The following is a 23,098-nucleotide window of genomic DNA, read 5'->3' as shown; positions in this document are numbered from 1 at the left end:
TAGGGTAAAAGCTGGCTCCAACCCTGTTCATGCCAAAGGAGAAACAAAACCGTCCGGCTTGACTGCGAGCACTGAACAGTGGATACCGTTAAGGATGACTTCGGCAGTGTTGCCAATGATCAAACCTTTGATGCCGGTACGCGCCACCGTTCCCATCACCAGTAAATTGACGTCCAATCTTGCCGCCAAAGCCGGAATATCGTCCCGCGCACTCCCCCTGACCAAGTGCAGCCTCGGCGATAAGTAATTGTAAGCCTCATCGCCTATCCAATGCCGTAATTTAGCAGCCAAGCCATCGAGCCCGGCCTGATAGCGGGCTCTTTCGGCTTCAATCTGCATTTCGACGGTTTTACTCGGAATTTCGCCTGCCCACGCGCTCAACATCGAGTCCCAAACGTGTACCAGATGCAGTTCGGCGAAATCGGCGAGCGCGAGAGAACTGGCGAGCTCCAAAATTCTGCGGTTCAAACCGTCGTCCGTCACCTCCGCGGACCACGGATCGAAATCGACGGCGGCCATGATTTTGGCATAATTGTTCGTTTCTTCAGACCGCATCAACCAGACCGGACGCGGACACTTGCGTAACAAATGCATATCCGTACTGCCGAACAAATGGTCATGGATACCATGGTCGCCGGCGGCCAATTTAATGACCAAATCATGGTCGCCATCCAGGGTCTGGCGCACGATTTCGATAAACGGGCTGCCAACCCGGATTTGCACATCAACGGGGTTCACGCTGCTGTAGCCAAGCAGTAAGGCTTCCAGCTTCTGGCGCTCCTGCTCGCGCAGCTGATTGTCGATTTGCTCCGGCGTATAAAGCTCAAGCAACGCGCCCAGACGCGGTTGTTCGACGACCTGTAAAAACGTCAATCTGGCTTGATTGTTTGCCGCCAACGCGATCACCCGCTCGATAGCCTGCCGCTGGTCGACGGCAAATTCGGCGACATACAGGATGTTTTTGAATCGGTTCATAGCCATGGTGTTGAGATCGTATAAATAGCCGAAATGCTTAGATTCCGGCTATATTGTCCGGGCAATCGAAAGCCACTTTGGCGGCGGATGCGCGTCCAGTACCAAAAAATTCCGTTTTCAGCGGGGCCATGCGCTTACACTCCGGCCTCAGACTTTACCGCGTCACGGCAAGTGAGGCAATCGCCGCTGTTCATCGGCACGGCACAAATCGACGTGGGAAGTAAGACACGATTTGCTTGGACCGAACATGCCGGCTCAAGCTTGCAAGACCGCTCATTTGCCCATACATCTTAACTACCGTAAATTCCTGATCACAGAGAATCGCCCATGCCCTCCATTGAATTGGTCAGTCTAGTTAGCGCCAGCCTGCTATTAATCAGCGTGTTTTCCAGCAAACTGGCCAGCAAAGTGGGCATTCCTTCGCTGCTGTTTTTTCTCTTGACCGGCTGGCTGATCGGCGAGTTCGGCGGACCGGAACTGCATAGCCCGGAAATTGCAAAATTTATCGGCGATTTTGCATTGATTTTTATTTTATTTACCGGCGGCCTGGACTCGCATTGGCCCAATATTCGCCCGGTGTTATGGCAGGGGTTATGCCTTTCCACACTGGGCGTGTTTATCACGATGCTGCTGTTAGGCAGCTTTGCTTGGTTTATCCTCGGCTCATTCAGCACCTTTTCGCTGGGCGTTCATGGCATTACGCTGACTCAAGGCCTGTTGCTGGCCGCTATTGTCTCTTCCACGGATGCTGCCGCGGTGTTTTCCGTGCTGCGCTCCAGTCACATTGTTTTGAAGGGCAAGTTGCAACCTTTGCTTGAGTTGGAATCCAGCAGCAACGATCCGATGGCCGTGCTACTGACTGTTACCTTGCTGAATTATGCGACCGGGGCCGAATCGGCTTTTCTGGAAGGCGGCATGTTTTTGGTTATGCAACTGTTGATCGGTGTGGCCGTGGGTTATGGCGGCGGGCGTTTCATGGTCTGGTTGCTGAATCACATGGGCTTAAGCTCGGCCGGCTTGTATGCCATAGCCTCCATAGCATTGGTGTTGCTGACGTATAGCGGCGCTACGTTTATGCATGGCAATGGCTTTTTGGCCGTTTACGTGGCCGGCATTGTGGCCGGAAACCGGGAAGTTACCCACCACCATTACATCAATGCCTTCCATGACAGCTTCGCCTGGCTGATGCAGATCATTATGTTTTTAACCTTGGGCATGCTGTCGGTACCCTATCGCGCCGAATTGTCGTCCTTGGCCAGTGTGGCCGTGGCGATTAGTTTGTTTCTGATGTTTGTAGCCCGCCCGGTCAGCGTCTTCATCAGTTTGCTGTGGGCCAAGATCAGTTTTAAGGAAAAGCTGCTGGTTTCCTGGGTGGGTTTGCGCGGTTCCGTACCTATCGTACTGGCAACGTTCCCGTTGGCGGCCGGCATCAAAGAAGCCGGGGAGATTTTTGTCCTGATCAGTTTTATTGTGGTGATGTCGGTGTTGATTCAGGGGTTTTCGCTAGCAGCTTTGGCGCGTTGGCTGGGATTGGCAGAGAAAAAATAAAATCGGCAGGGCGCAGTCCAAGTGCCGGCTAGATTTTACAAAACTCATTTTCAACGTCTTTCTTAAACGCTCTAATCTCCCGCGAGGGCCCCAAAATCACCAATATATCGCCAACACTCAAACGGCGATCAAATTCCTCCGCCACAAAATGCAGGCGTTCGCTGACTTGTTTATTGACGATACCGATCAGTATCAAATTGTACTGCGAACTTAAATGCAGCTGGCTGACATGGGCATTCTCCAGATAGCTGTTTTCCGGAATCGCCACCTCGGCCAGATGTAAATCGTGTCTGCCGAATACAGTGTGATCGAAAATATCATTAATGTCCGGCCGCTTCAGCATATCGTGAATTTTGCGCCCGCAGATTTCATACGGGTCGATAATTTTGTTGGCACCGGCCGCTATGAGTTTTTCCGCCGACTCCGGACTGTCGACAATCGCCACGATATTCAAGGCCTTATCGAGTGCCCGCGCTGATAGCGTCAGAAATACATTTTCCGAGTCCGTGTCGAAAAAGCAAAACAGCGTATCGATATGCGCCCCAATGCCGATCAGCTTCAAATCGTCGTCGCTACGGAAATCGATATTGGCGGTTTCGAAGCCGTTTTCCCGCGCCAGCGCCGCTTTGGCCGGATCGTGATCGATCACGGTGATTTGATATAGCTCTTTGTCCAGCCGGCTAATGGCCTCGAACGACAGCCGGTTGTAACCGAATACGGCGATGTTTTTCATTTGGGATGCCTGCTGAATAAACGGCGCTGTTCCACCTGATCCCGAAAATGATCGATACCGTACTTACGGCCCAATAACACCAGCATGTCGCCGTGCCGCAGGATAAAGTCCACTTCCGGATTGAAATAAAAATGTTGCTGGTTCACCTGGTATTTATTTTTATGTTTCAGATGAATCGGATTGTCGCTGATCACCCCCAACAAGGTGAGCTTGCGCTGCTGTAAATCCAGTTGGCCGATTTTTTGATTATCCAGCGGCGACTTTTCGCTGACCAATACCGACTCCATCACCGTCTCGGTTTGATTATGCAAAATACCGGAGATGGCCTCGAAAGCAACGGGCTGACCGACAAATTCCGCCGCCAGCAACCCGGCAATCTCAAACGGCCTGATGACATTATCAGCACCGGCCTGGTAGAGCTTATTGACGTTGTCATGCCGATTGGCACGGGAAATTATGCGCAGGTTTTTATTTAAGTGTCGGCTGGTTAAGGTCACATAAACGTTAATCACATCGTCGCCAGTGATGCACAGAATGGCGCTGGCACCGCGGCAAATACCGGCGTTGATCAACACTTCATTGTTACTGGCATCGCTTTCTATCGCCAAATAACCCCGTTTCTTAGCCAAATCAATCCGCGCCGGCACCCTATCGATGATTAAAAATTTTTGTCTGTCGTTGTGTAAATGCCGGGCAATTTCCTGCCCTACCCGGCCAAAACCGCAAATGATGATGAAATTGTCATAGCGGTCCAGTTCGGCGTAGGTTCTGGATTCACGCACCGATAGCATTTTCTCGCTGAAGGCGGCAATCAGGATGGAGGTGAAGAACGACAACACACCCAAACTGGCCAGTATCAAAAAAATTGTCACCCAGCGGCCGCCGGTGGTTTGCGGGGTAATGTCGCCAAAGCCCACCGTCGCCAAAGTCACGATGGTCCAATAAAAGGCGTCGAATAAATTATGGATGCCGCTATCGGTGGCCTGATACTCGAACATGTAAATCGACACGCTGGCGATAAACACCAAAAAGCAGGTGAATATCAACAAAGTCATCAATTCGAAGCGTTTGCTGGCCAAGGCGTCGGCGAACAACTTGGCGCTATTGGAGTAACGAAATAGCTTGAACAGCCGGAATATGATGAAGATACGCAGGATCGCCAACGGCCGGTAGCTGGGCAAAATGGCCAGAATATCGATAATCGCAAACGGCGAGGTGATGTACTCAATATCCCTGACGAAGGCTTTGCGAAACACCCCGAGCAGATTGAAATCCAGATTCAAATACAGCGCTTTCTCGTATTCCTCGATAATGACTTTATAGGTGTCCGAGTAAATCCAACCCCTGATCAGATATTCGATGATGAATATCATCAAAATCGCCAGCTCGAAATACCCCCCCATTTTGCTGTCTTCGTGCTCTATATCGTAAATCAGAAAAATCACGCTCAAAATCAGCAAGCCGATCATTGTCGCGTCGAAATATTTCTTTTTGCGGCTATGGCTGTTTTCTAACAAATCGTAAAAAAACAGCTTGGCTCTGCGATACCCGTCGGCGGATTTGAGGTAATAAGCGCAATAAACGATGAGTTTGGCTAGCATGTGGGGTTATTTCTTAAATTCGATCACTTTGCTGGAGGGGTTTAAATTGATTTCGTCGATGACGCAGTGCGGGCCGGCTTGCAGGATATAAGACACCGCGTCGGCAATATCCTCCGCCAGCAAGGCTTGGCCGGACTGTTTGCCGGGGGCGAATGACAAGGTAGCAAAAAATGCGGTATCGACCATGCCCGGATTAACCAAGGACACCCGCACCGAACTTTTACCGCACTCGTCACGCAAGGCCTGACTAAAGCCGCGTAAGGCAAATTTGCTGGCGCAATAGATGCTGCCGTTGCGGCTGCCTTTTAACGCGGCTTCCGAACCGATATACACCAGGTTGGCGTGTGCTTTTTGCTTCAATTTCGGTAACAACGCCCGCGTCAGATAGGCTTGGGCGGTAAAGTTGACGGTCATCAGCGTCTCAATTTGCGCGTAGGAAAACTGCTCCAAACCGCCGAATTGACCGTAACCGGCGGCAAATACCACCGCATCCAGTGCCGGGAAATCGCTTTGCAGTTGTTTGGCAAACGGCGGCAGGTCGGCCAATTGCGCTAAATCCAGCTCGCGGCCGATAAAATGGGGGTGATGTTTGGAAAACTTCCGGCAGTCGCGCGATGTGCCAATCACTTGATGACCTTGCGCCAGCAATTGCCTGGCTATCGCCCGACCAATTCCGGAACTGGCGCCGGTCACCAGTACCGTGCGCTTTACAGTGTGCATGGGAAATAAGCGCTGTGCGGGATGTATTCCAGCAACATTTGCGCGCAATCGGCCATCATCGCCTGCTCCAGGTCGGCGCGGTAAGACACCATGCCGGACGCGGTTTGCAGCGGGCTGGCGAACAATCTTTCATCCGGATATAGCTTATGCATTTTTTTGAAATATTGTTCCGGCAAACGAAACACCCCCAGACTGACAGAGTGCAGGGCTTGGGCATCGATGGCCGCAAAGACTTGCTCGAACAAGGCCCGGTATTGCTGCCGATAGTCGTGCTGATAAATCAACGGGTCGAAACGCAAACCGATTTGCCAGCCCTGTTGCTGCAATTTGGCAGCGGCTTCGATGCGCTTGGCTACGTTTGGCGCCTTGGCTTCCACTTTATCGGCCACCGCATCCGGCGACAGGCTAAACGCCACCACGCAGCGCGGCACCACCTCACGGTTTAATAGGCTTCTGATCTGTGTGCTCTTGGTACGCAGCTCCAGCCAGGCATTGGGCAAGTCCGCGAACACCGGCAAAAACTGTTCGGCAAAGTCGGTGACCGGCTCAAAAGCCAAGCTGTCGCAATCGTAACCCGAGAAAAAATACACATCCTGATTGGGCGTTTCTCGGCAGATTTGGCGAATCTGTTCCTGAAAGTCCTCGTAATTCACAAACAGCACATAGTTGGCCGACTGGTACATGCCCTGTAAAAAACAGTAGCGGCAGTCGTACAAGCAATTGAGCATGTGCGAAAAATAATAATTTTGCTGGCCGCCGATACCGTAACCGGCCGGCGCGGGCAACACGAACTTTTGGTATTTTTCCGCCAGAATCAGCGCCGGATGTTGCTTTTGTAAGCGAAAGTTTTGCGCCTTTGGATTAAACACCTCACCGTATCGCTCACAAACCACCGTCCGCGCTTGCGGAAAACGCCGCCGAATCGTCGCTACGCGCGGGTGCTGCTCGATAGCGGATTCGATGTATAGCGTGTCTATCATGATGGCTGAATGCGGCAAAAGGCGGGAGAGCATTATAAATGATTGCCGGCGACGGGGCGCCAGCTTGCGCCCGATAAATCTGCAAATCGGCGCGTTGCGGCCACTTGTCGCAACTGCCCGGCGCAAATGGTCCGTTGCCGGCACGCTAAATCCGTTATGATGGCGCTTGAAAAGCAATAACGTTTTTCAATTGGACCCAGTAGGAAAAAAGATACTTCCCATCAGCATGGATTTGCTTCAAGCCTTTTGCCGGCTATATGGCAAAGGGTGCTGTACCGGTGCTACTTCACGACGAACTTAGACCTATAAGTTGCCGGTGCAAAAAATCTATTCTGTGATGACGTGTTTTTTAGGGCATTGGACCTATTAACCATCACACGAAATCTACTTAATGAAATTATTTACAAAAGCAGTGTTAACTCTGTCATTGGCAACATCTTTGAGCCTGGTCAACGTTTGTGCCTTTGCTGCTGAAGAAGCGCCAGTTGCAGCAGCACAATCAGGCGCCGCAGGCATTATCGCTCACATCGAAAAAGCGCTGGTTGAAGTCAGCAAAAGCGATTTCTCCGCTGCGCAGATTCATCTGAAAGCCGCCAGAACCAGTTCCGAAGCGATTGCCGGCAACTCCGAAGCCGCGAAAAAAGCTCACGCCTCTTTGATGCAAGGACAGATCCAGTCTAAAGCCGGTAACGTAGCTAAAGCCACTGAAGAATTGACCAAGACTATCGAACTGTATAAAGCACTGTAAGGCTTGAATAGTGCTGGGCTGTTTCGCTAAAGCCCAGCGATTTTTTACAAACTTCGCCGTCCCCTAAACATAGGCATCAATTTCAGCCTATCCTGCAAAATCCAAAGCGACCACTTTATTCCAGGCTAATCGATCACGATGGCCGTGCCCAGAACATAAAAGTCCCCTGACTCCAGACAGCTTCTCCCGAGACTGATATTGCTGCAACACTGTTGACCAGTCATCACTTTCAAGGTCATCGATAGCCAGTCATTGGTACATTCGCCGCCTATGCGCTTTATATAAATCAATAAAAATCAATTGCTTGAAGTAAATAAAGCCTAGGCCATCCCGCTTGCGCACCAGAGTTTGCAGATGGTATGGAAGTTGCTGAATACTCATGATTAACGCGGTGGGGATGGCGAGTGCATAGCCCCTCACTGTTCGCCCCTTGGATTTTGCCGACTTTAATTAAGAGGAATAGGCTTCATGCTTAAAAAACACCCCCATTTCGCACTAATACCTCTGGTTTTGGCCTCGGCCACCGCGAATCTCTCCTTCGCAGCGCCGAGCATTTATCCCACCGGCGTTACCCGCTACGATCCAGGTAAAAGCTATAACAGTTATGTGTTGTTTTCCGGCGCGGACAAAAAGACCCATCTGATCGACTTGAACGGTAACGAGGTGCATCAATGGGCGAATACCGGTCAACCGCCTCTATTCCTTGACCCGCAATTGATCAACGGCCAGCAAGGCCATGTGTTGTTGCAGTTTTCCGGCCCTACCGGTGGCGGTAACAATAGCAAAGAGCCGCAATCGATAGGTGAAGTGGATTGGGATGGCAAGGTGGTTTGGCAGTGGGGCGGCGCCAAAGCCCAGGATTCCTATGCGGCGTCCGGTAACAGTAACGACACCAACGGTTACGGCACTGCCATCAGACAGCATCACGACTGGCACCGATTACCCAACGGCAATACCGTAATTTTGATTAACTACGAAAAGCCGGTCAAAGGCTTCAAGGCCGATAAATTGCTGGACGACGGTATTTACGAAGTCGACCCCAAAGGCCAGGCGGTCTGGAAATGGCATGCCTACGATCACTTGAACGAGTTTGGCTTTAGCAAGGCCTCACTTAAATATCTGCACGAAACTCTGGGCCGGGGCAACGATAAAACCAAGCCGTTCGACTATTTGCATTTCAACAATATGTCCGTCGTCGGCCCCAACAAATGGTTCGATGCCGGCGATCAGCGTTTTCATCCCGATAATTTATTGATCGATTCGCGCGAAGCCAACTTCATCGCCATCATCGAGAAAAAGACCGGCAAGGTCGTCTGGCGCATCGGTCCGGATTTTACGCCAGCAAGTTTCGAGAACAAAGTGCCTCGGCCGGTTGACCAGATCAGCGGTCAGCATGATGCGCACATCATTCCCAAAGGCCTGCCCGGCGAGGGCAATTTACTAGTGTTCGATAATCAAGGCGCCGCCGGCTATCCACCGGTAACATTGGGCGTTGGCGGCCAACTCGGTTCGCGGGTATTGGAGATAGACCCGGTCAAGAAGGAAATCGTCTGGCAATATACCGGTGCCGACTCCGGCCGGCCCAATTACAGCTTTTATAGCTCGTACATCAGCAGCGCGCGTCGTTTGCCCAACGGCAATACCCTGATCGATGAAGGCATGAATGGCCGCTTCTTGCAGGTAACCGCCAAGGGCGAAATCGTCTGGGAATATATCAGTCCCTATTTCAGCCAACTGCGTGCCGACGATCCTCAGCCAATATCCAGCAACACCGTGTACCGCGCGCAGCCGGTACCGTACGATTGGGCGCCAACCGGCACACCGCATTCCGAGAAGCCGGTTAAAGCTCAGGACGTCACCCACTATCGCGTTCCGGCCAATCCTTGAATTTAACTACGTAGAGCTTCCAAACCGTCACTTTGAACCATACATTGGAATAAGCTTTGAGCTCATTTAACAACAATCGTCGCCGCGTGCTGAAAGGGCTCTCGGCGCTCTCGCTGGCATCCATTGCCACTAGCTGGAATTTTCCGTTTGCCGCCGATAAAAAAGGCCAGCCCAATATCATTTTCATCCTGGCCGACGATCTGGGTTACGGCGACCTGAGCGTCTACGGTCAAACCGATTTTCAAACGCCGCAACTCGATAGGCTTGCCCAGCAAGGGCTGCGCTTTACTCAGGCCTACTCCAACTCGGCGGTGTGCTCGGCGACGCGCTTTGGTTTGATAACCGGCCGCTATCAATATCGTTTGCGCGGCGGTTTGGAAGAACCCATCGCCGGCGCATCGGACACCATCGGCCTGCCGCCGGAACATCCAACCCTACCTTCGTTACTAAAGAAAACCGGCTACACCACGGCTTTGTTCGGCAAATGGCATCTGGGTTCGTTGCCGAAATTCGGCCCGTTAAAAAGCGGCTACGATGTGTTTTTTGGCAACTACGGCGGCGCCATCGATTATTTCACCCACAAAGCCGGCAGCGGTGAAAATGCCAGGGAAGATTTGTTCGAAGGCGAAGTGCCGGTACATCAGGTGGGTTATTACACCGATCTGCTTGCCAACCGCGCCGTAGACTACATCGGCAAACAGGATGGCAACAAACCGTTTTTTCTGTCCCTGCATTTCACCGCGCCGCACTGGCCTTGGGAAGGGCCGCAAGACGAAGCTACTTCCCGGGAAATCAAAAGCCTATTTCATTACGACGGCGGCAATCTGGCAACCTACGCCAAGATGGTGACCACACTGGATGCCGCGATTGGCCGGGTTTTGCAAACCCTGGAACAACGCGGTCTGGATCAAAACACCATCGTGGTGTTCACCAGCGATAACGGCGGCGAGCGCTTCTCCAAGACCTGGCCATTTTCCGGCCAAAAAACCGAGTTACTCGAAGGCGGTATCCGGGTGCCGGCGCTGGTGCGCTGGCCGGAAAAAATCAAACCGGCTCAGGTGACGGAGCAAGTGGCGATTAGCATGGATTGGCTGCCCACTTTGCTGGCCGCCGCCAGTGGCACACCGGATGCCGCCTACAAGCCGGACGGTGAAAACCTGCTGCCGGTGATTTTAGGAGCCGAGAATCCGTATCCGCGCACTCTGTTCTGGCGCTACAAGGCCAACAAACAGCGCGCCGTGCGTTTGGGTAACTGGAAATATCTGAAAATCGCCGACAACGAATTTCTGTTCGATGTCGTCGCGGATCAGCGCGAACGCGCCAATCTGGCGGAAAAAAATCCCGAGGTGTTTACCCGGCTCAAACAACAATGGGATGAGTGGAATGCGTCGATGCTGCCCATTACTGACGATGTGGGCAGCCATGCCGTGGACGGCAAAGTCCAGGCGGATCGTTACCGTTCTTTGGTGGGAGATTAGCGACTGAGTGTACATTTACCTTTCAAACCAGCCTCCCTGTATACGGCAACAAAAATCGAATGCTGATCAAGAAAAATCCAGGATTTCCCTGCGGATTTTGGCGCAACGGGATCATCGTGCTGATGACAATACTGCTGTTGGGTTGTTCCTCAAATGGTGCTCGGTTGGTCGATAATTCCGGTGGTTTTGCGCGAGGACCTCAAGGAACGAAGTTAAAAGTACTAAAAATGGTGGCCCCTGAATTTCCTAGCAAATTTCAAATACCTGGTTCTAAAGACGTAGTCGTTATTCAACTATGCATTAAACCAAACGGAACTACATGTGGGACCAAAGTCTTAAAATCATCTCGCGAAGCGCTGAACCAGTATGCGGTGAAAGCCGTATCGCAATGGCAGTTTGAACCTTATGACGCATCGATAGCCCCGTTCCATTGGGTAGCAGTACCGCTGACCTTTTCCCTAGAATGAGCCTAGGAGCCATATCGATGGTCTGCTTGTATTCGATCAATGCACCAGCAATCGCTGTTCCCTGATCAGCACTTGGCAACGTTTTGCAGTCGCCAAAGTCGTTACGCCGCTCGACGTCAACTCACAACTTATTTCATAAAATCATTTGGTTAGCGGCATATAAGCAATGCGTCTCTAGCGCTGGCATGTCATTTGCGTTGACGAGTCATAACCCGTAATGACCAGTTATGACTTAAATGCTTGCCGACAAAGCCCACATCACACCGCCCGGTTCCTTATACGCCCGCATCCGCGATGAATTGCGGACGCGCATCGTGGCCGGCGTCTATAAACCTCACGCACGCCTACCGTCGGAAAGCGAGTTGATGAGCCGCTACGGCGTTAGCCGTATCACGGTACGCCAGGCCTTGGGCGAGTTGGAAAAGGAGGGTGTGTTGTTCAAGGTGGCCGGCAAAGGCATGTTCGTTTCCTTGCCCAAGCCATTTCAATCCTTGGCCCGTCTACAAGGGTTTGCCGAAGCTTTCTCGAAGCAAGGCCACGAAATCTACAACCGCGTGGTCGGCATCAAACATCTGCCGGCAGGCCCGGCTGTTGCGCAAAAGCTGGGTCTGGCGGAAGGCGAACCGGTTACCGAACTAAAGCGGGTCCGCCATCTGAATCGCCAGCCGGTATCTTTGGATGTGACTTATGTGACCGCTCCCCTCGGCAAGCGGCTAGCGCAGGAAAACCTCGCCACGCGCGACATCTTCCTGATTCTGGAAAACGACTACGCCATTGCATTGGGTTATGCCGATCTGAGCATAGACGCCGTGCTGGCCGATGCAGAACTCGCGGCCTTGCTGCAAATTGCGGACGGCTCGCCCGTTTTGCGTATCGAACGGCTGACGCACACCAAGGACGGGGCGCCGCTGGATTTCGAATACCTGTATTGCCGGGCGGATAACTTTCAACTACGCGCACGCATCGAGCGATAAACCATGAATACCATCGAACACGCAGTGGACGTACTAGTCATCGGCGGCGGCACGGCCGGGCCGATGGCGGCGGTCAAAGCCAAGCAAGCCAATCCGAATTTAAAGGTTTTGCTGCTGGAAAAAGCCAACGTCAAACGTAGTGGTGCCATCTCCATGGGCATGGACGGCCTGAACAACGCCGTGGTACCCGGTCATGCCACGCCGGAACAATACGTGCGGGAAATCACCGTCGCCAACGACGGCATCGTCAATCAGAAAACCGTGCTGGCCTATGCTCGCAACAGCTTTGCGATGATCGAAGAACTTGACCGCTGGGGCGTGAAATTCGAAAAGGACGAAACCGGCGATTATGCCGTAAAAAAAGTGCATCACATGGGCACCTACGTACTGCCGATGCCGGAAGGCCACGATATTAAAAAGATTCTATACCGGCAGTTAAAACGCAACCGCGTCGAAATCACTAATCGCCTGGTAGCCACGCGCTTGATTGTCGGCGCGGACGGCCGGATTGCCGGCGCGTTTGCATTCGACTGCCGCACGGCGGATTTTCATGTGATCAAGGCCAAATCGGTCGTGCTGGCCACCGGCGCCGCCGGCCGTTTGGGCTTACCGGCCTCCGGTTACTTGTTCGGCACCTACGAAAACCCGACCAACGCCGGCGACGGTTACAGCATGGCCTATCACGCCGGCGCGGAACTGTCCGGCATCGAATGCTTCCAGATCAACCCATTAATCAAGGATTACAACGGCCCGGCCTGCGCCTATGTTACCGGCCCATTCGGCGGCTATACCGCCAACAGCAAAGGCCAGCGTTTTATCGAATGCGATTACTGGTCCGGACAGATGATGCAGGAGTTTTATAACGAACTGGAAAGCGGCAACGGTCCGGTATTCCTGAAATTGGATCATCTGGCTGAGGAAACCATAGACACCATCGAAACCATCTTGCACGGCAACGAACGTCCCAGCCGCGGCCGCTTTCATGCCGGGCGCGGCACCAATTACCGCGAACGCATGGTCGAAATGCACATCTCCGAAATTGGCTTATGCAGCGGCCATTCGGCTTCCGGTGTCTGGGTGGACGAACACGCAGCCACCACCGTGCCGGGCCTGTATGCCGCCGGCGATCTGGCATGCGTACCGCACAATTACATGCTTGGCGCCTTTGTTTATGGCGGCTTTGCCGGCGAATCGGCGGCGCGCCATGCCAACGAACACGGGCAGGCGGAGGTCGATTCGGCGCAACTGGACGCCGAACGGCAACGGGTGTGGGCACCGTTAAAACGCGAATCCGGATTGCCGCCGGCCCAAGTCGAATACAAATTAAGGCGTATGGTCAACGATTATCTGCAGCCGCCTAAAGTCACCCGCAAGATGGAAATCGGCTTGGAACGCTTCGACAGCATCCGCGACGACCTGGAGGTATTGCACGCCAACCATCCCCACGAATTGATGCGGGCCATGGAAGTGCACGCGATCCGCGATTGCGCGGAAATGGCGGCGCGCGCCTCTCTATATCGCACCGAAAGCCGTTGGGGGCTTTACCACGCCAGAGTCGATTACCCGGCGCGCAACGACGCTGACTGGCTGGTGCACGTGCAATTGCACAAAAATGCCGGCGGCGACATGGCCTGTTTCAAACGACCGTTGGAACCTTACGTCATCCCGGTCGACGACCAGGAAAAAACCGCTTATCAGCGTTTACGCATCAATCCAACCCAAACATCGGAGGCGGTTGCACCATGAGCAAATCCTCATTCCCCAGCGCGATTCAGCGCAGCAATGTGCCGGTCACTATCGACGAGAACAAATGCATCGCCGACAAGGGTTGCACCGTGTGTGTGGAAGCCTGCCCGCTCGATGTGTTGGCGATCAATCCCCTGACGGGCAAGGCCCAGATGACCTTCGACGAGTGTTGGTACTGCTTGCCGTGTGAGAAGGATTGCCCAACCGGCGCGGTCAGCGTGGAAATTCCGTATTTGCTGCGTTAACACAAAACAGAGCCATTCAACCCTGCCGATTCTTGCGGCGTAGTGATAAAGATCGAGAGAAAACCTTATGGCAATTACATTGAAGGAACGACCGCTATTCATCATCGGCTCGGAGCGCTCCGGCACCACGCTGTTGATGGCCATGCTGGGCAATCACCCGCGCATCGCCGTGCCGGAAGTGGCCTGGTATTACCCGCGTTTCCGGCCTTATCTGTTCAGCTACGGCGATCTGTCACAAATCCAAAACCTACGTACTCTGGCCGATGAAATGGTGTTTGGTTTAAAGACACCGTTCTGGGATATGCCGGTTAATCCGGCGACTATCGTTGACGAGATTTTAGCCAGCGCGCCGCAGCCCAGCTTCGCCGGCATCTATACCGCGATGTTCGAACGCTATGCCCGCCTGCAAAACAAGCCGCGCTGGGGCGAAAAGACCCCGCACAACCTGTTTTATGTCGGGCAGATTCTGGAGGACTTTCCAAATGCGCAATTTGTGTTTCTGACCCGCGACGGCCGTGATGCCAGCGCCGAATATCTGCGTTCCGCATTCGGCCCCACCAATATTTACGCGGCGGCACGCACCTGGAAGCTTTGCCAGAACGCAGTAAAACCGTGGCGGGAAAAACTCGACAGCGGGCAATGGCTGGATGTCAGCTACGAACAGTTGGCCCGGGACCCGCTGCCGGTATTGCGGACGGTCTGCGAGTTTCTCGGCGAAGCGTTTTCTCCGGCCTTGCTGGACTTTCATCAAGGCACCATCGCCCAGCGCCGCGGCCAAACCCGCGATCACGCGCCATTGGGCCAGCCGGTCAGCACCCAATGGATAGGCCGCTATCGGCGCGAATTAAGCCTGGAAGAACAAGCCATTTTCGCCGCCATCGCCGGCCAAGAGTTAACGGAAGCCGGCTATTCAGTGGAGGTAGAACCGGCTCAGATCGACGACAAGGAATTAAACCTGTATTTGGAACGCGACCAACGCACCCGCGCGGCCTTGCTCGGCGCGCCGGACGGCCATCTGGTGCACGAAAGCTACAACGACTGGCTGATCGATCAGCGCCTGGAACGCAAACGGCTTGGCCTATGGTCGGATAGCGACGTACCCGCCGAGTTTCCGCACGGCCATACCCAGGAAGAGGAAATCGCCGGCTACCGCGCGCAACGGCGTTGGAAAGAGCACTTCGGCGTGAAGCGCGTCTATACCAGCAGCGAAGTCGTATTGTAAGGCCGGACGATGTTGAATTCCGCTTTAAGCCAACCCAATCCGGCGATAAACACAGCGCTTGCCGACAGCGCTTCGTCGCCGCGAAGCGGCCGGGGACGGATTGCTTTACGCGATGTGTCTATGGTGTTTCGCGGCTCGGAACGCGAGCATACCGCTCTGGACCGTGTCGATCTGGACTTGCACGCCGGCGCCTTTACAGCCTTGCTCGGCCCGTCCGGCTGCGGCAAATCGACATTGCTGAATATCGTCTCCGGCATGCTCAAGCCCACCACCGGCACGGTAAGTATCGATGGCGTGCCGGTCAAGGAACCGACGCCGTTATGTAACGTGGTTTTTCAACAGCACTCGCTGTTTCCCTGGCTGACCGCGTTGCAAAACGTAGCGTTCGGGCCGCGCATGCTGGGCCTGCCGGACCCGGAAAACATCGCCTTGGAACTGTTGCGAATGGTCGGACTGGAACGCTTCGCCAAAGCCTACCCCAAAGCGCTGTCCGGCGGCATGCAGCAGCGCGTGGCAATTGCCCGCGCCTTGGCGACAAAGCCGACTCTGCTGTTGATGGACGAACCCTTCGGCGCGCTGGATGCGCAAACCCGCAGCGTGATGCAGGAAGAACTGTTGAAAATATGGGACCGCTTCGGCACCAGCGTGGTGTTTATCACGCACGACGTCGACGAAGCAATCTATCTCGCCGACCGGGTGATCGTGATGCGTACGGAACCGGGCGGTGTCAAAGCCGACATCGCCATTGACCTCCCGCGTCCGCGCTCCCCGGAAACCCTAAGTTCGCCCGGATTCGAACGGCTGCGCAAAACCATCCACCGCGCGGTCAGGGAAGAAAGCCTGAAAGTGTTTAACCGTTGAGCTAAGCATGTCGGCAATCGAAGCAAACATCGCATTACACCAAGGTTATCGTAAAGCCAAGCGACTGCTTGCCGCCCTGGGCTGGCCGCTGGTCAGCTATGGCTTGTTCCTGCTGGTTTGGCTGCTGGCCGCCAAAATGGTCGCTAACCCGGTATTGCTGCCGGATTTGACCACGGTGATGGCCAGCCTCTGGCAGCTAATTGACGACAATAGTCTGGCCAAAGACATATTAGCCAGCCTGGAGCGGGTGCTGATCGGCTTCTTTTTAGCGGTGATATTGGCGGTGCCGCTAGCTCTGACCATGGCCTATTTCGCTACCTTGCGGCGCTTGCTCCTGCCCATCGTCACGCTGCTGCGGCCGATTCCGCCCATCGCCTGGATTCCGCTGGCGATTTTATGGTTTGGCATCAAGAACGGTTCCAGCTTTTTTATCACCGCGCTGGCGGCTTTTTTTCCGATTTTTCTGAATGCTTTCGCCGGCGGCCTGGGCGTCGAACCGCACTATATCCATGCCGCCCGTTTCATGGGCGCGGGCAAAACCGATTTATTGCTGCGGGTGTTCCTGCCGGCTGCTTTCCCACAGATCTGGACCGGTTTGAAGATTGGCCTGGGCCAATCCTGGATGGCCGTGGTGACTGCGGAACTGGTCGCTGCCCAGTCCGGCTTGGGTTACATGATTCAAATTCATCGCATCAATCTCGACACCGGCGCAGTGCTGGTGGGTATGGTCACCATCGGCGTGTTGGGATCGCTGATGAATTTCGCGCTGGTCCGCATCGAGCGGATCGTCTTGCCTTGGCAGGCTAATCACCCACACAAAACGTGAATCATGTCATTTTATACGCTGCGAATTCTTTCCACTCTGCTGCTGTTCACGGCCTCCTTGGGTGCTTCAGCTCAGGATGCAATCAAGATCAGAATCGGCTATCCATCCGGCATGAACGGCGTTTACCCGGTGGTAATGGAAATGGCCGGTATCGCCAATAAGCACGGGCTGGCTGCAGAATTTCAGGTATTCCAGAACGGTCCGCCGATGATGGAGGCGCTGGCCGCCGGCCAACTCGATGCGGTGGTGAGCAGTCCGTTACCGATCGCCACCTTCCTGGATAAACAGCCCAACAAAGCCGTGGTAGTCGGCCAGCTTGGCTACTCCAGTCATTCCTTGCTGGTGCCGGCAGCCAGCAATAGCAAATCCTTCCAGGACTTGAAAGGCAAGAAAATCGCGGCATCTTTCGGCTCCGATTCCTATGCCGACCTGCTACTCGCGCTCCAGCAAAATGGTCTGAAACCAGCCGACGTGGAACTGATCAACACGCCGCCCGCCGAGCTGCCGGCGTTGATCGCCCAAGCGCAGGTCGATGCGGCCGTGATCCGCGAACCGCAGGCGACAAGGGTTAAAGAACAATTCGGCGCCCGCCCGATTCAGCGCTGGCCGTTTCCTTTTCTGACCGTTTTGCGCAGCGAGTTTTTGCAAAAGCAGCCTAATGCCCGCGAGCTTTATCTGGCCGCGCTGCGGGAATCAGTGGTTTATACCGCGCAAAACCCGGAACAAGCCAGCCAATGGTTTGCCGAGAAGTTACGTATCGACGCCAAGTTTGTCCGGCAGACTTCGAACGAAGATCCGACCTTTACCAAAGCCGAGCAGGCCAATGCCGAACTGCTGGCTTTAACACCGGAACTGCGCCAGTTCTATCAAGCGCGCTGGCGACAATTTCATGAGTTGGGTTTGATAAAGCAGGCCCAAGATTTTCCAAAACAATAATCGATTTTTAGCCTAACGATCATGAAGTCACCTACCACTCCGGAAAATGAACGATAAGTAGGATGTGCTGAACAACGTGAAGCGCATCAATCGCGAAAGATGCGCTTCGTACCTCAGCACATCCTACACATTGTATTTTCACCGTAACCTTGCCAACTCTCTTAAAGTCCAATTCGAGCCGACCATGACCGATGTTTTTACTAATAACGCCAAGCTGACCGAGCTTTTACCCCGGCTTACCAGCACTGATGCCACGGTACGCCGACTCGCCTTGATCGAACTGGCGGATGCGGAAGACGAAAGCCAATTACCTTGGCTGATCCAAGCGACCAGCGATCCGGAAGCGAAAATTCGCGCCGAAGCTGCGACGCTGCTGGCCGGTTGGGAAGACGCCCCGGTGATTACCGCGTTGGCCGATTTGCTGCTCGATACCGATGATGCGGTGCGAGTGGCTGCGGCGCAAAGCCTATCAGGCATAAAGACCCGCGCCGCTGGTTTGCAGTTACTACCTTGGCTGGAACATAACGACGGTTTCGTACGCGCCGCCGCATTACGCGCGGTACGCGAGTTGCGTTTGTCTGAAGCGGCATTGCTGGCTTTGTCCGCGCTTGCCGATGGCGATGCCTCGGTACGGCGCGAGGCGGTGGGCGTTTTGGGGTGGTTGAAATTTGCTCAGGCCCTGCCGGAACTGGCGGATTTGGCCGAGCGCGACCGGGACATCGAAGTAAGACGCGCCGCGACCGGCGCGCTGGGCATGGCCAGCGATCAAACTGTACTGCCGGCCCTGCTTGCAGCCTTGCGGGATACCTCCTGGGTGGTGCGCGAAGAAGCCGCCACGACCTTGGGTAAATTGAAATTCAACGACGCCGTGCCGGAATTGATTACCGCATTAAACGACGACTACTGGCAGGTACGCCTGCGCGCGGCCCGCGCCCTGGGCCGCATCGGTCATACAGACGCGCTGCCGGCATTGATAGAAACGCTAACGCATCCGGTCAGCAATCTGCGCAAGGAGGCGGCCATCGCGCTCGGCGAAATCGGCGCCGATACCGCAATACCGGCACTGACCGCCGCCGAAGCCGATCCCGACCCGGAGGTTAGGAAACTGGCACGCATAGCCCTGACCCGTATCGATACCTTACTTGCTGCCAAGGGCGGATAAGCGCAGCGTCACCCGCCGAATCGATTTTGCCGACAATTGAAAGGTTATGGCTGGAAATAGCCAGGCATCAGCATATTTTCTACGTCATTCCAGAAAATTTCCGCAGCATTGCAGCTCTGAGCTGCATCAATGGCGTAATTTGCTAAAACAATTCAGCGCCAAGCTCGAACAACCGAGAAATTTTCTCGAATGACCGAGCTTTTAACTACATTAATCGAGAAAGTTTCTTGAAAATTGCAGTTCAGAACTAAACCATTCAAGCTTTTTTCTCGAACGATCCGGTTCAGAGCCGCAACGCCGGTGTTCGCCGTTAGAATGTCGGAGCTATTTTGGAGAATGATCGGGAAATGAGCTCGGTCGCCCGAGAAAATAAGGACAATGGTCGAGTTTGGCAACTCGACACACAGCATGTAAAGTGACATCAGCTGACATTCAATTTGGGTGAATTCAAAAAGCGTCAAAGTCTCTGGTCGACCCTAAGCTGTCCATGTGACCCCAATTACCTCATAGGCAGGCATCTGACAATTAGCCGCCATTCAAGATAATATTCATAGTTATTTGTTAATAGCTGGTAAGTGGTAAAACTGAGGGACAATAAAATCCCTTTAACATTGGGTTCAATGAAATGTCGCCTTTAACCATAGGCAAACTTGCCAAACATACCGAAGTCACCATTGAAACCATCCGTCACTATCAACGCATTGGCTTACTGACAGAGCCAGCGAAACCCCATGGCGGTTATCGCGTTTATTCAGCTGATTCGATTAAGCGAGTACGCTTTATCAAACGCGCTCAACAGGCCGGGTTTACCTTGAAGGAAATTGCCACCTTGTTATCGCTGGATGGGGCGCACTGTACTGATGTTCGACAACTCGCCGAGCACAAATGCCAGCAAATCGATCAGCAAATCAGGGATTTAACGGCTCTTCGCCAGGCGTTGGAAGGCCTGGTCAACGACTGTCAGAAAACCGCTCCCGCCGCTCATTGCGCTATCCTCGATGCGTTTAGCGATGATGCATCGCCTTTAGGTAAGACACCACCACCCACTTGACTCTGTTCTAAACAACAGGGTTTAGACTCCTTAGCCACATTGAGCATGGTTTGGCTTAGGAGAATGCTATGAATTCAGACCCTGAAACCCCCACCAAAAACCCGGCATGGTTGAGTATCGGTGCCCTTTTGGCCGCTGTCGGGGCTTCGGCCTGTTGTGTCGGGCCTTTTTTGCTGTTGTCGTTGGGTATTGGCGGCGCATGGATTAGCACCTTGACGGCGCTGGAGCCGGCCCGGCCATTTTTCATGATCCTGACCCTGATTTTTATAGGACTCGGCTATCGAAAACTCTATCTAACGCCTGATCGATGTGCGGTAGGTGAAATCTGCTTCCCATCTAACAACCAACGCCGACAGCGCCTACTGTTTTGGTTGGGTTCCGCATTCATTTTGATCCTGCTGGCCTTTCCCTGGTTGGCGCCATTTTTCATCGCTTGAGAGAAATCGATATGACCATTAAATCCGGGTTATTACTGATAAGTTTGTTGTTACCGGCCACTTTGTGGATGCCAGCGGCACAGGCTGAAACGACAGTTACACAGCCAAACCGGCAGCAAACGGTCACGCTGAACATAGAGAACATGACCTGCGCGATGTGCACCGTTACCATCAAGAAAGCTTTGCAGCAAGTCGAAGGCGTGCAAGCAGTGACGGTCGATTACGATACCAAAACGGCGGCGGTCACTTTCGATAGTATGAAAACCGATAGTGCAGCTTTGATCAAAGCCACGACGGATGCGGGTTATCCGGGTTCGCTCGCCACACCTGTTGCTCGATAAAGCCAAGGATACAGTCTATGTCCGATTGCTGCTGCCCCAATACATCCGCCAAAACCAAACAGATTTGTCCTGAATGTGGCACCACGTGCAAAAGCATCGGCATGCCGACGCTATACCATCAGGTACGGTTTCCTGAGAATCAGGTACTCATTATTGACCACTATTATTTTTGTCCGGCAAAAACATGCTCAATGGCTTACTTCTCCAAAGCGGGCAACAGTATTCCCAAACAACATTTACGCAGCTATCAAGCGATTCAGAACGACGCGCTTTGTTACTGCTTTGACATAGACGCCGAGCAGTATTTATCGGCGTTAAAAGTTCAACGGGCAGAACCGATCAAAGCTTTCGTCATGCAACGTACCCAAGCCAAAGAATGTGCCTGTGAAATCAGGAACCCGTCAGGCCAATGTTGCTTGGCGAATTTCAAGCGTTTGGAAAATGAGCACAATACAGTTCTCAAATGTTCGCTATAAACAACCAGCCATTCGGAAAACTGATTTTTTGTATTTTCCATAGGCCGCTTTTGGCCGGACTGGAGCATTCAAAATCTAATTTGTTCGTTGGTCGGCCATCACCAAAATCACCGCAACGGCAACTAGACACCCTGCAGATGCAATAACTGCAAACAATGCCGCTTCAAGTGCATGAAAGCCTGGGACGTAAGCAGTTCCGCATCGCGCGGCCGCTGAAAATCCAAAGCAAGGTCTTCGATGATCCGGCCCGGCCGGGCGCTCATCACCAGAATTCGGTCGGCCAGAAACAAGGCCTCGTCGATGTCGTGGGTGACGAAGACGATGGTGGTGTTGAAGCGTTCCCAAACCCGCAGCAGCAATTGTTGCATCATGATGCGGGTTTGCGCGTCCAGCGCGCCGAAGGGTTCGTCCATCAATATTACCTTGGGCGAATTGATTAATACCCTGGCGATTTCGACCCGCTGCTGCATGCCGCCGGATAATTGGGATGGATAGTGTTCTTCGAAACCGGCCAGTCCCACCAGTTTTAATAACTCGCGCGCTTGTTCACGGCGGGCGTCGCGCGGGATGCCTTGCATTTTCAAACCAAAAGCCACGTTGTCGATTACCGATTTCCATGGAAACAGTGTGTGTTGCTGAAACACGATGCCACGCTCCGCAGCGGGGCCGTTGATCGGTCGGGCATCGACCCGGATGCTGCCGCTACTGGCCGGCAAGTGGCCGGCCAATGCGCCCAGCATGGTCGATTTGCCGCAGCCCGACGGCCCCAACAGACAAATAAATTCGCCGGGGGCTATCGAGACACTGACGTTCTGTACCGCTGCAAAGGCTTGCTTGCCGTTGCCTAAAGTAATCGACAGGTTTTCGATGTCGACTCGGCCTAGTTCGGTGTGGCTCATAAGGGTTTTGCTTGGGGCCGATGCCAGGGGGTCAAGGCCTGGCCGAGCCTTTTGACTAACTGGCTGCTGAGCAGGCCCAAACCGCCGATCAGCAGCATGCCGACGACGATGCCGGCATAATTTTGAATGGTGTAAGCCGACCAGGTGTAGTAGCCGATACCGAATTGCCCGGCGATCATTTCTGCGGTGACCAGGCAAAACCAGGCGGTGCCCATGCCTATCGATAAGCCGGTGAAGATATTCGGCGCCGCGCCCGGCAATATCACTTCGTAAAATATCGCCGGTTGCTTGGCGCCCAGGCTGCGCGCCGAAGCCAGCAGCCTGGCATCGACACCGGCGACACCGTGGATGGTGTTGAGCAGGATCGGAAACAAGGCGCCGGTGAAGGTGATGTAGGCCATCGACAATTCGGTGGAGGGAAACATCAAAATCGCCAACGGTATCCAGGCCACGGCCGGAATGGGCCGCAGAATTTCCAGCGGCGGCAGCAATAGGTCGGCGGCCAAGTGGTAACTGCCTACGCACAGCCCCAAAGCAATGCCGACGATGCCGGCCAGCACAAAACCGCCAAACACCCGCGACAGGCTGGCCGTCAAATGCGCCAGGGTTTTCTTGGACTGCAGCAAATGCCAGCCTTCTGCAAGCACCTCGGTCGGCGTGGGCACGTTTTGAAAAGTGACGACGCCCAAATCAATATGCAATGTGGACAGCAAGTGCCAGGCGATCAGGCAAACCCCAAGCGAAACGGCGCGCAGTAACGGGCGTTTAAAGCTTGGATATTTCAA

General features: G+C 53.7%; 23 protein-coding genes and 1 pseudogene. 16 read left to right on the top strand and 8 right to left on the bottom strand.

Annotated features, from left to right (window positions below; translation table 11 throughout):
* Positions 1 to 27: 27 nt before the first annotated feature.
* Positions 28 to 981, bottom strand: coding sequence for a universal stress protein (locus DDY07_RS19860; RefSeq protein WP_171697150.1), 954 nt, complete (start codon positions 979 to 981; stop codon positions 28 to 30).
* A 321-nt stretch (positions 982 to 1,302) separates the two neighbouring features.
* Between DDY07_RS19860 and DDY07_RS19855 the strand changes: the two genes are divergently transcribed.
* Entirely contained in the window at positions 1,303 to 2,523 is a 1,221-nt protein-coding gene (locus DDY07_RS19855) for a potassium/proton antiporter (protein WP_033156926.1), read from the top strand.
* Positions 2,524 to 2,551: 28 nt separating this feature from the next.
* On the opposite strand, the gene DDY07_RS19850 is transcribed toward DDY07_RS19855, so the two are convergent.
* The 4 genes from DDY07_RS19850 to DDY07_RS19835 are packed head-to-tail and all read right to left on the bottom strand — an operon-like array spanning position 2,552 to position 6,557.
* Complete coding sequence (locus DDY07_RS19850; protein ID WP_033156927.1) at positions 2,552 to 3,256, bottom strand: TrkA family potassium uptake protein; 705 nt, start codon at positions 3,254 to 3,256, stop codon at positions 2,552 to 2,554.
* Positions 3,253 to 4,857, bottom strand: coding sequence for an NAD-binding protein (locus tag DDY07_RS19845; protein WP_171697149.1), 1,605 nt, complete (start codon positions 4,855 to 4,857; stop codon positions 3,253 to 3,255). The genes DDY07_RS19850 and DDY07_RS19845 overlap by 4 nt, the downstream gene beginning before the upstream one ends.
* Before the next feature lie 6 nt (positions 4,858 to 4,863).
* Positions 4,864 to 5,577 (bottom strand): SDR family oxidoreductase, encoded by a 714-nt coding sequence (locus tag DDY07_RS19840; RefSeq protein WP_171697148.1) that lies wholly within the window; start codon positions 5,575 to 5,577, stop codon positions 4,864 to 4,866.
* A complete protein-coding gene (locus tag DDY07_RS19835) occupies positions 5,565 to 6,557 on the bottom strand; it encodes a spore photoproduct lyase family protein (protein ID WP_171697845.1) in 993 nt (330 codons plus the stop codon). The genes DDY07_RS19840 and DDY07_RS19835 overlap by 13 nt, the downstream gene beginning before the upstream one ends.
* Positions 6,558 to 6,948: 391 nt before the next feature.
* Between DDY07_RS19835 and DDY07_RS19830 the strand changes: the two genes are divergently transcribed.
* On the top strand, positions 6,949 to 7,305 hold the full coding sequence (locus DDY07_RS19830; protein ID WP_171697147.1) for a hypothetical protein: 357 nt from the start codon (positions 6,949 to 6,951) through the stop codon (positions 7,303 to 7,305).
* Positions 7,306 to 7,554: 249 nt separating this feature from the next.
* Here DDY07_RS19830 and DDY07_RS24340 read toward each other — a convergent pair whose 3' ends face one another.
* The gene (locus DDY07_RS24340; protein ID WP_301539355.1) at positions 7,555 to 7,686 is read right to left on the bottom strand and encodes a hypothetical protein; all 132 of its coding nucleotides are present in this window, start codon (positions 7,684 to 7,686) and stop codon (positions 7,555 to 7,557) included.
* A gap of 87 nt (positions 7,687 to 7,773) precedes the next feature.
* Between DDY07_RS24340 and DDY07_RS19825 the strand changes: the two genes are divergently transcribed.
* From DDY07_RS19825 to DDY07_RS19755, 14 genes and pseudogenes are all read left to right on the top strand, one after another.
* Positions 7,774 to 9,192 (top strand): aryl-sulfate sulfotransferase, encoded by a 1,419-nt coding sequence (locus DDY07_RS19825; protein WP_171697146.1) that lies wholly within the window; start codon positions 7,774 to 7,776, stop codon positions 9,190 to 9,192.
* A gap of 56 nt (positions 9,193 to 9,248) precedes the next feature.
* A complete protein-coding gene (locus DDY07_RS19820; protein WP_216614786.1) occupies positions 9,249 to 10,670 on the top strand; it encodes a sulfatase in 1,422 nt (473 codons plus the stop codon).
* A 59-nt stretch (positions 10,671 to 10,729) separates the two neighbouring features.
* Positions 10,730 to 11,137, top strand: coding sequence for a TonB family protein (locus DDY07_RS19815; RefSeq protein ID WP_171697145.1), 408 nt, complete (start codon positions 10,730 to 10,732; stop codon positions 11,135 to 11,137).
* 236 nt (positions 11,138 to 11,373) lie between these two features.
* Entirely contained in the window at positions 11,374 to 12,111 is a 738-nt protein-coding gene (locus DDY07_RS19810) for a GntR family transcriptional regulator (RefSeq protein WP_171697144.1), read from the top strand.
* A gap of 3 nt (positions 12,112 to 12,114) precedes the next feature.
* On the top strand, positions 12,115 to 13,857 hold the full coding sequence (locus DDY07_RS19805) for a fumarate reductase/succinate dehydrogenase flavoprotein subunit (protein ID WP_171697143.1): 1,743 nt from the start codon (positions 12,115 to 12,117) through the stop codon (positions 13,855 to 13,857).
* On the top strand, positions 13,854 to 14,102 hold the full coding sequence (locus DDY07_RS19800; RefSeq protein ID WP_171697142.1) for a ferredoxin family protein: 249 nt from the start codon (positions 13,854 to 13,856) through the stop codon (positions 14,100 to 14,102). Before DDY07_RS19805 ends, DDY07_RS19800 begins: the two co-directional genes overlap by 4 nt.
* 67 nt (positions 14,103 to 14,169) lie before the next feature.
* Positions 14,170 to 15,324, top strand: a complete 1,155-nt coding sequence (locus tag DDY07_RS19795; RefSeq protein ID WP_171697141.1) for a sulfotransferase — start codon at positions 14,170 to 14,172, stop codon at positions 15,322 to 15,324.
* Between the two features lie 9 nt (positions 15,325 to 15,333).
* The gene (locus tag DDY07_RS19790; protein ID WP_171697140.1) at positions 15,334 to 16,185 is read left to right on the top strand and encodes an ABC transporter ATP-binding protein; all 852 of its coding nucleotides are present in this window, start codon (positions 15,334 to 15,336) and stop codon (positions 16,183 to 16,185) included.
* A 7-nt stretch (positions 16,186 to 16,192) separates the two neighbouring features.
* Positions 16,193 to 17,011 carry an ABC transporter permease gene (locus DDY07_RS19785; RefSeq protein ID WP_171697139.1) on the top strand — a complete coding sequence of 273 codons (819 nt, stop codon included), beginning with the start codon at positions 16,193 to 16,195 and terminating at the stop codon, positions 17,009 to 17,011.
* Between the two features lie 3 nt (positions 17,012 to 17,014).
* Positions 17,015 to 17,947, top strand: a complete 933-nt coding sequence (locus DDY07_RS19780) for an ABC transporter substrate-binding protein (protein WP_171697138.1) — start codon at positions 17,015 to 17,017, stop codon at positions 17,945 to 17,947.
* Positions 17,948 to 18,131: 184 nt separating this feature from the next.
* Positions 18,132 to 19,109 (top strand): HEAT repeat domain-containing protein, encoded by a 978-nt coding sequence (locus tag DDY07_RS19775; protein ID WP_171697137.1) that lies wholly within the window; start codon positions 18,132 to 18,134, stop codon positions 19,107 to 19,109.
* 625 nt (positions 19,110 to 19,734) lie between these two features.
* Positions 19,735 to 20,160, top strand: a complete 426-nt coding sequence (locus DDY07_RS19770) for a MerR family DNA-binding protein (protein WP_171697136.1) — start codon at positions 19,735 to 19,737, stop codon at positions 20,158 to 20,160.
* 68 nt (positions 20,161 to 20,228) lie between these two features.
* Positions 20,229 to 20,938: pseudogene (locus DDY07_RS24515) on the top strand (MerT/CopZ fusion-like heavy metal transport selenoprotein).
* A gap of 17 nt (positions 20,939 to 20,955) precedes the next feature.
* Positions 20,956 to 21,414, top strand: a complete 459-nt coding sequence (locus DDY07_RS19755; RefSeq protein WP_171697133.1) for a hypothetical protein — start codon at positions 20,956 to 20,958, stop codon at positions 21,412 to 21,414.
* A gap of 122 nt (positions 21,415 to 21,536) precedes the next feature.
* Here DDY07_RS19755 and DDY07_RS19750 read toward each other — a convergent pair whose 3' ends face one another.
* Positions 21,537 to 22,313, bottom strand: coding sequence for an ABC transporter ATP-binding protein (locus tag DDY07_RS19750; protein ID WP_171697132.1), 777 nt, complete (start codon positions 22,311 to 22,313; stop codon positions 21,537 to 21,539).
* Entirely contained in the window at positions 22,310 to 23,098 is a 789-nt protein-coding gene (locus tag DDY07_RS19745; RefSeq protein WP_171697131.1) for an ABC transporter permease, read from the bottom strand. Before DDY07_RS19745 ends, DDY07_RS19750 begins: the two co-directional genes overlap by 4 nt.

Origin of the sequence: Methylomonas sp. ZR1 (assembly GCF_013141865.1) — a bacterium.
GTDB lineage: Bacteria > Pseudomonadota > Gammaproteobacteria > Methylococcales > Methylomonadaceae > Methylomonas.
The sequence above is the reverse complement of the archived record's forward strand: the minus strand, read 5'-3'. Positions and strand labels throughout refer to the sequence as shown.

Excerpts from the sequence above, each read along its gene's own strand:
- DDY07_RS19775 (WP_171697137.1), top strand. The coding sequence starts at position 18,132 with ATGACCGATGTTTTTACTAATAACGCCAAGCTGACCGAGCTTTTACCC.
- DDY07_RS19850 (WP_033156927.1), bottom strand. The coding sequence starts at position 3,256 with ATGAAAAACATCGCCGTATTCGGTTACAACCGGCTGTCGTTCGAGGCC.
- DDY07_RS19805 (WP_171697143.1), top strand. The coding sequence starts at position 12,115 with ATGAATACCATCGAACACGCAGTGGACGTACTAGTCATCGGCGGCGGC.
- DDY07_RS19795 (WP_171697141.1), top strand. The coding sequence starts at position 14,170 with ATGGCAATTACATTGAAGGAACGACCGCTATTCATCATCGGCTCGGAG.
- DDY07_RS19860 (WP_171697150.1), bottom strand. The coding sequence starts at position 981 with ATGGCTATGAACCGATTCAAAAACATCCTGTATGTCGCCGAATTTGCC.
- DDY07_RS19780 (WP_171697138.1), top strand. The coding sequence starts at position 17,015 with ATGTCATTTTATACGCTGCGAATTCTTTCCACTCTGCTGCTGTTCACG.
- DDY07_RS19800 (WP_171697142.1), top strand. The coding sequence starts at position 13,854 with ATGAGCAAATCCTCATTCCCCAGCGCGATTCAGCGCAGCAATGTGCCG.
- DDY07_RS19835 (WP_171697845.1), bottom strand. The coding sequence starts at position 6,557 with ATGATAGACACGCTATACATCGAATCCGCTATCGAGCAGCACCCGCGC.
- DDY07_RS19750 (WP_171697132.1), bottom strand. The coding sequence starts at position 22,313 with ATGAGCCACACCGAACTAGGCCGAGTCGACATCGAAAACCTGTCGATT.
- DDY07_RS19830 (WP_171697147.1), top strand. The coding sequence starts at position 6,949 with ATGAAATTATTTACAAAAGCAGTGTTAACTCTGTCATTGGCAACATCT.
- DDY07_RS19845 (WP_171697149.1), bottom strand. The coding sequence starts at position 4,857 with ATGCTAGCCAAACTCATCGTTTATTGCGCTTATTACCTCAAATCCGCC.
- DDY07_RS19785 (WP_171697139.1), top strand. The coding sequence starts at position 16,193 with ATGTCGGCAATCGAAGCAAACATCGCATTACACCAAGGTTATCGTAAA.
- DDY07_RS24340 (WP_301539355.1), bottom strand. The coding sequence starts at position 7,686 with ATGAGTATTCAGCAACTTCCATACCATCTGCAAACTCTGGTGCGCAAG.
- DDY07_RS19770 (WP_171697136.1), top strand. The coding sequence starts at position 19,735 with ATGTCGCCTTTAACCATAGGCAAACTTGCCAAACATACCGAAGTCACC.
- DDY07_RS19855 (WP_033156926.1), top strand. The coding sequence starts at position 1,303 with ATGCCCTCCATTGAATTGGTCAGTCTAGTTAGCGCCAGCCTGCTATTA.
- DDY07_RS19825 (WP_171697146.1), top strand. The coding sequence starts at position 7,774 with ATGCTTAAAAAACACCCCCATTTCGCACTAATACCTCTGGTTTTGGCC.
- DDY07_RS19790 (WP_171697140.1), top strand. The coding sequence starts at position 15,334 with ATGTTGAATTCCGCTTTAAGCCAACCCAATCCGGCGATAAACACAGCG.
- DDY07_RS19810 (WP_171697144.1), top strand. The coding sequence starts at position 11,374 with ATGCTTGCCGACAAAGCCCACATCACACCGCCCGGTTCCTTATACGCC.
- DDY07_RS19815 (WP_171697145.1), top strand. The coding sequence starts at position 10,730 with ATGCTGATCAAGAAAAATCCAGGATTTCCCTGCGGATTTTGGCGCAAC.
- DDY07_RS19840 (WP_171697148.1), bottom strand. The coding sequence starts at position 5,577 with ATGCACACTGTAAAGCGCACGGTACTGGTGACCGGCGCCAGTTCCGGA.
- DDY07_RS19755 (WP_171697133.1), top strand. The coding sequence starts at position 20,956 with ATGTCCGATTGCTGCTGCCCCAATACATCCGCCAAAACCAAACAGATT.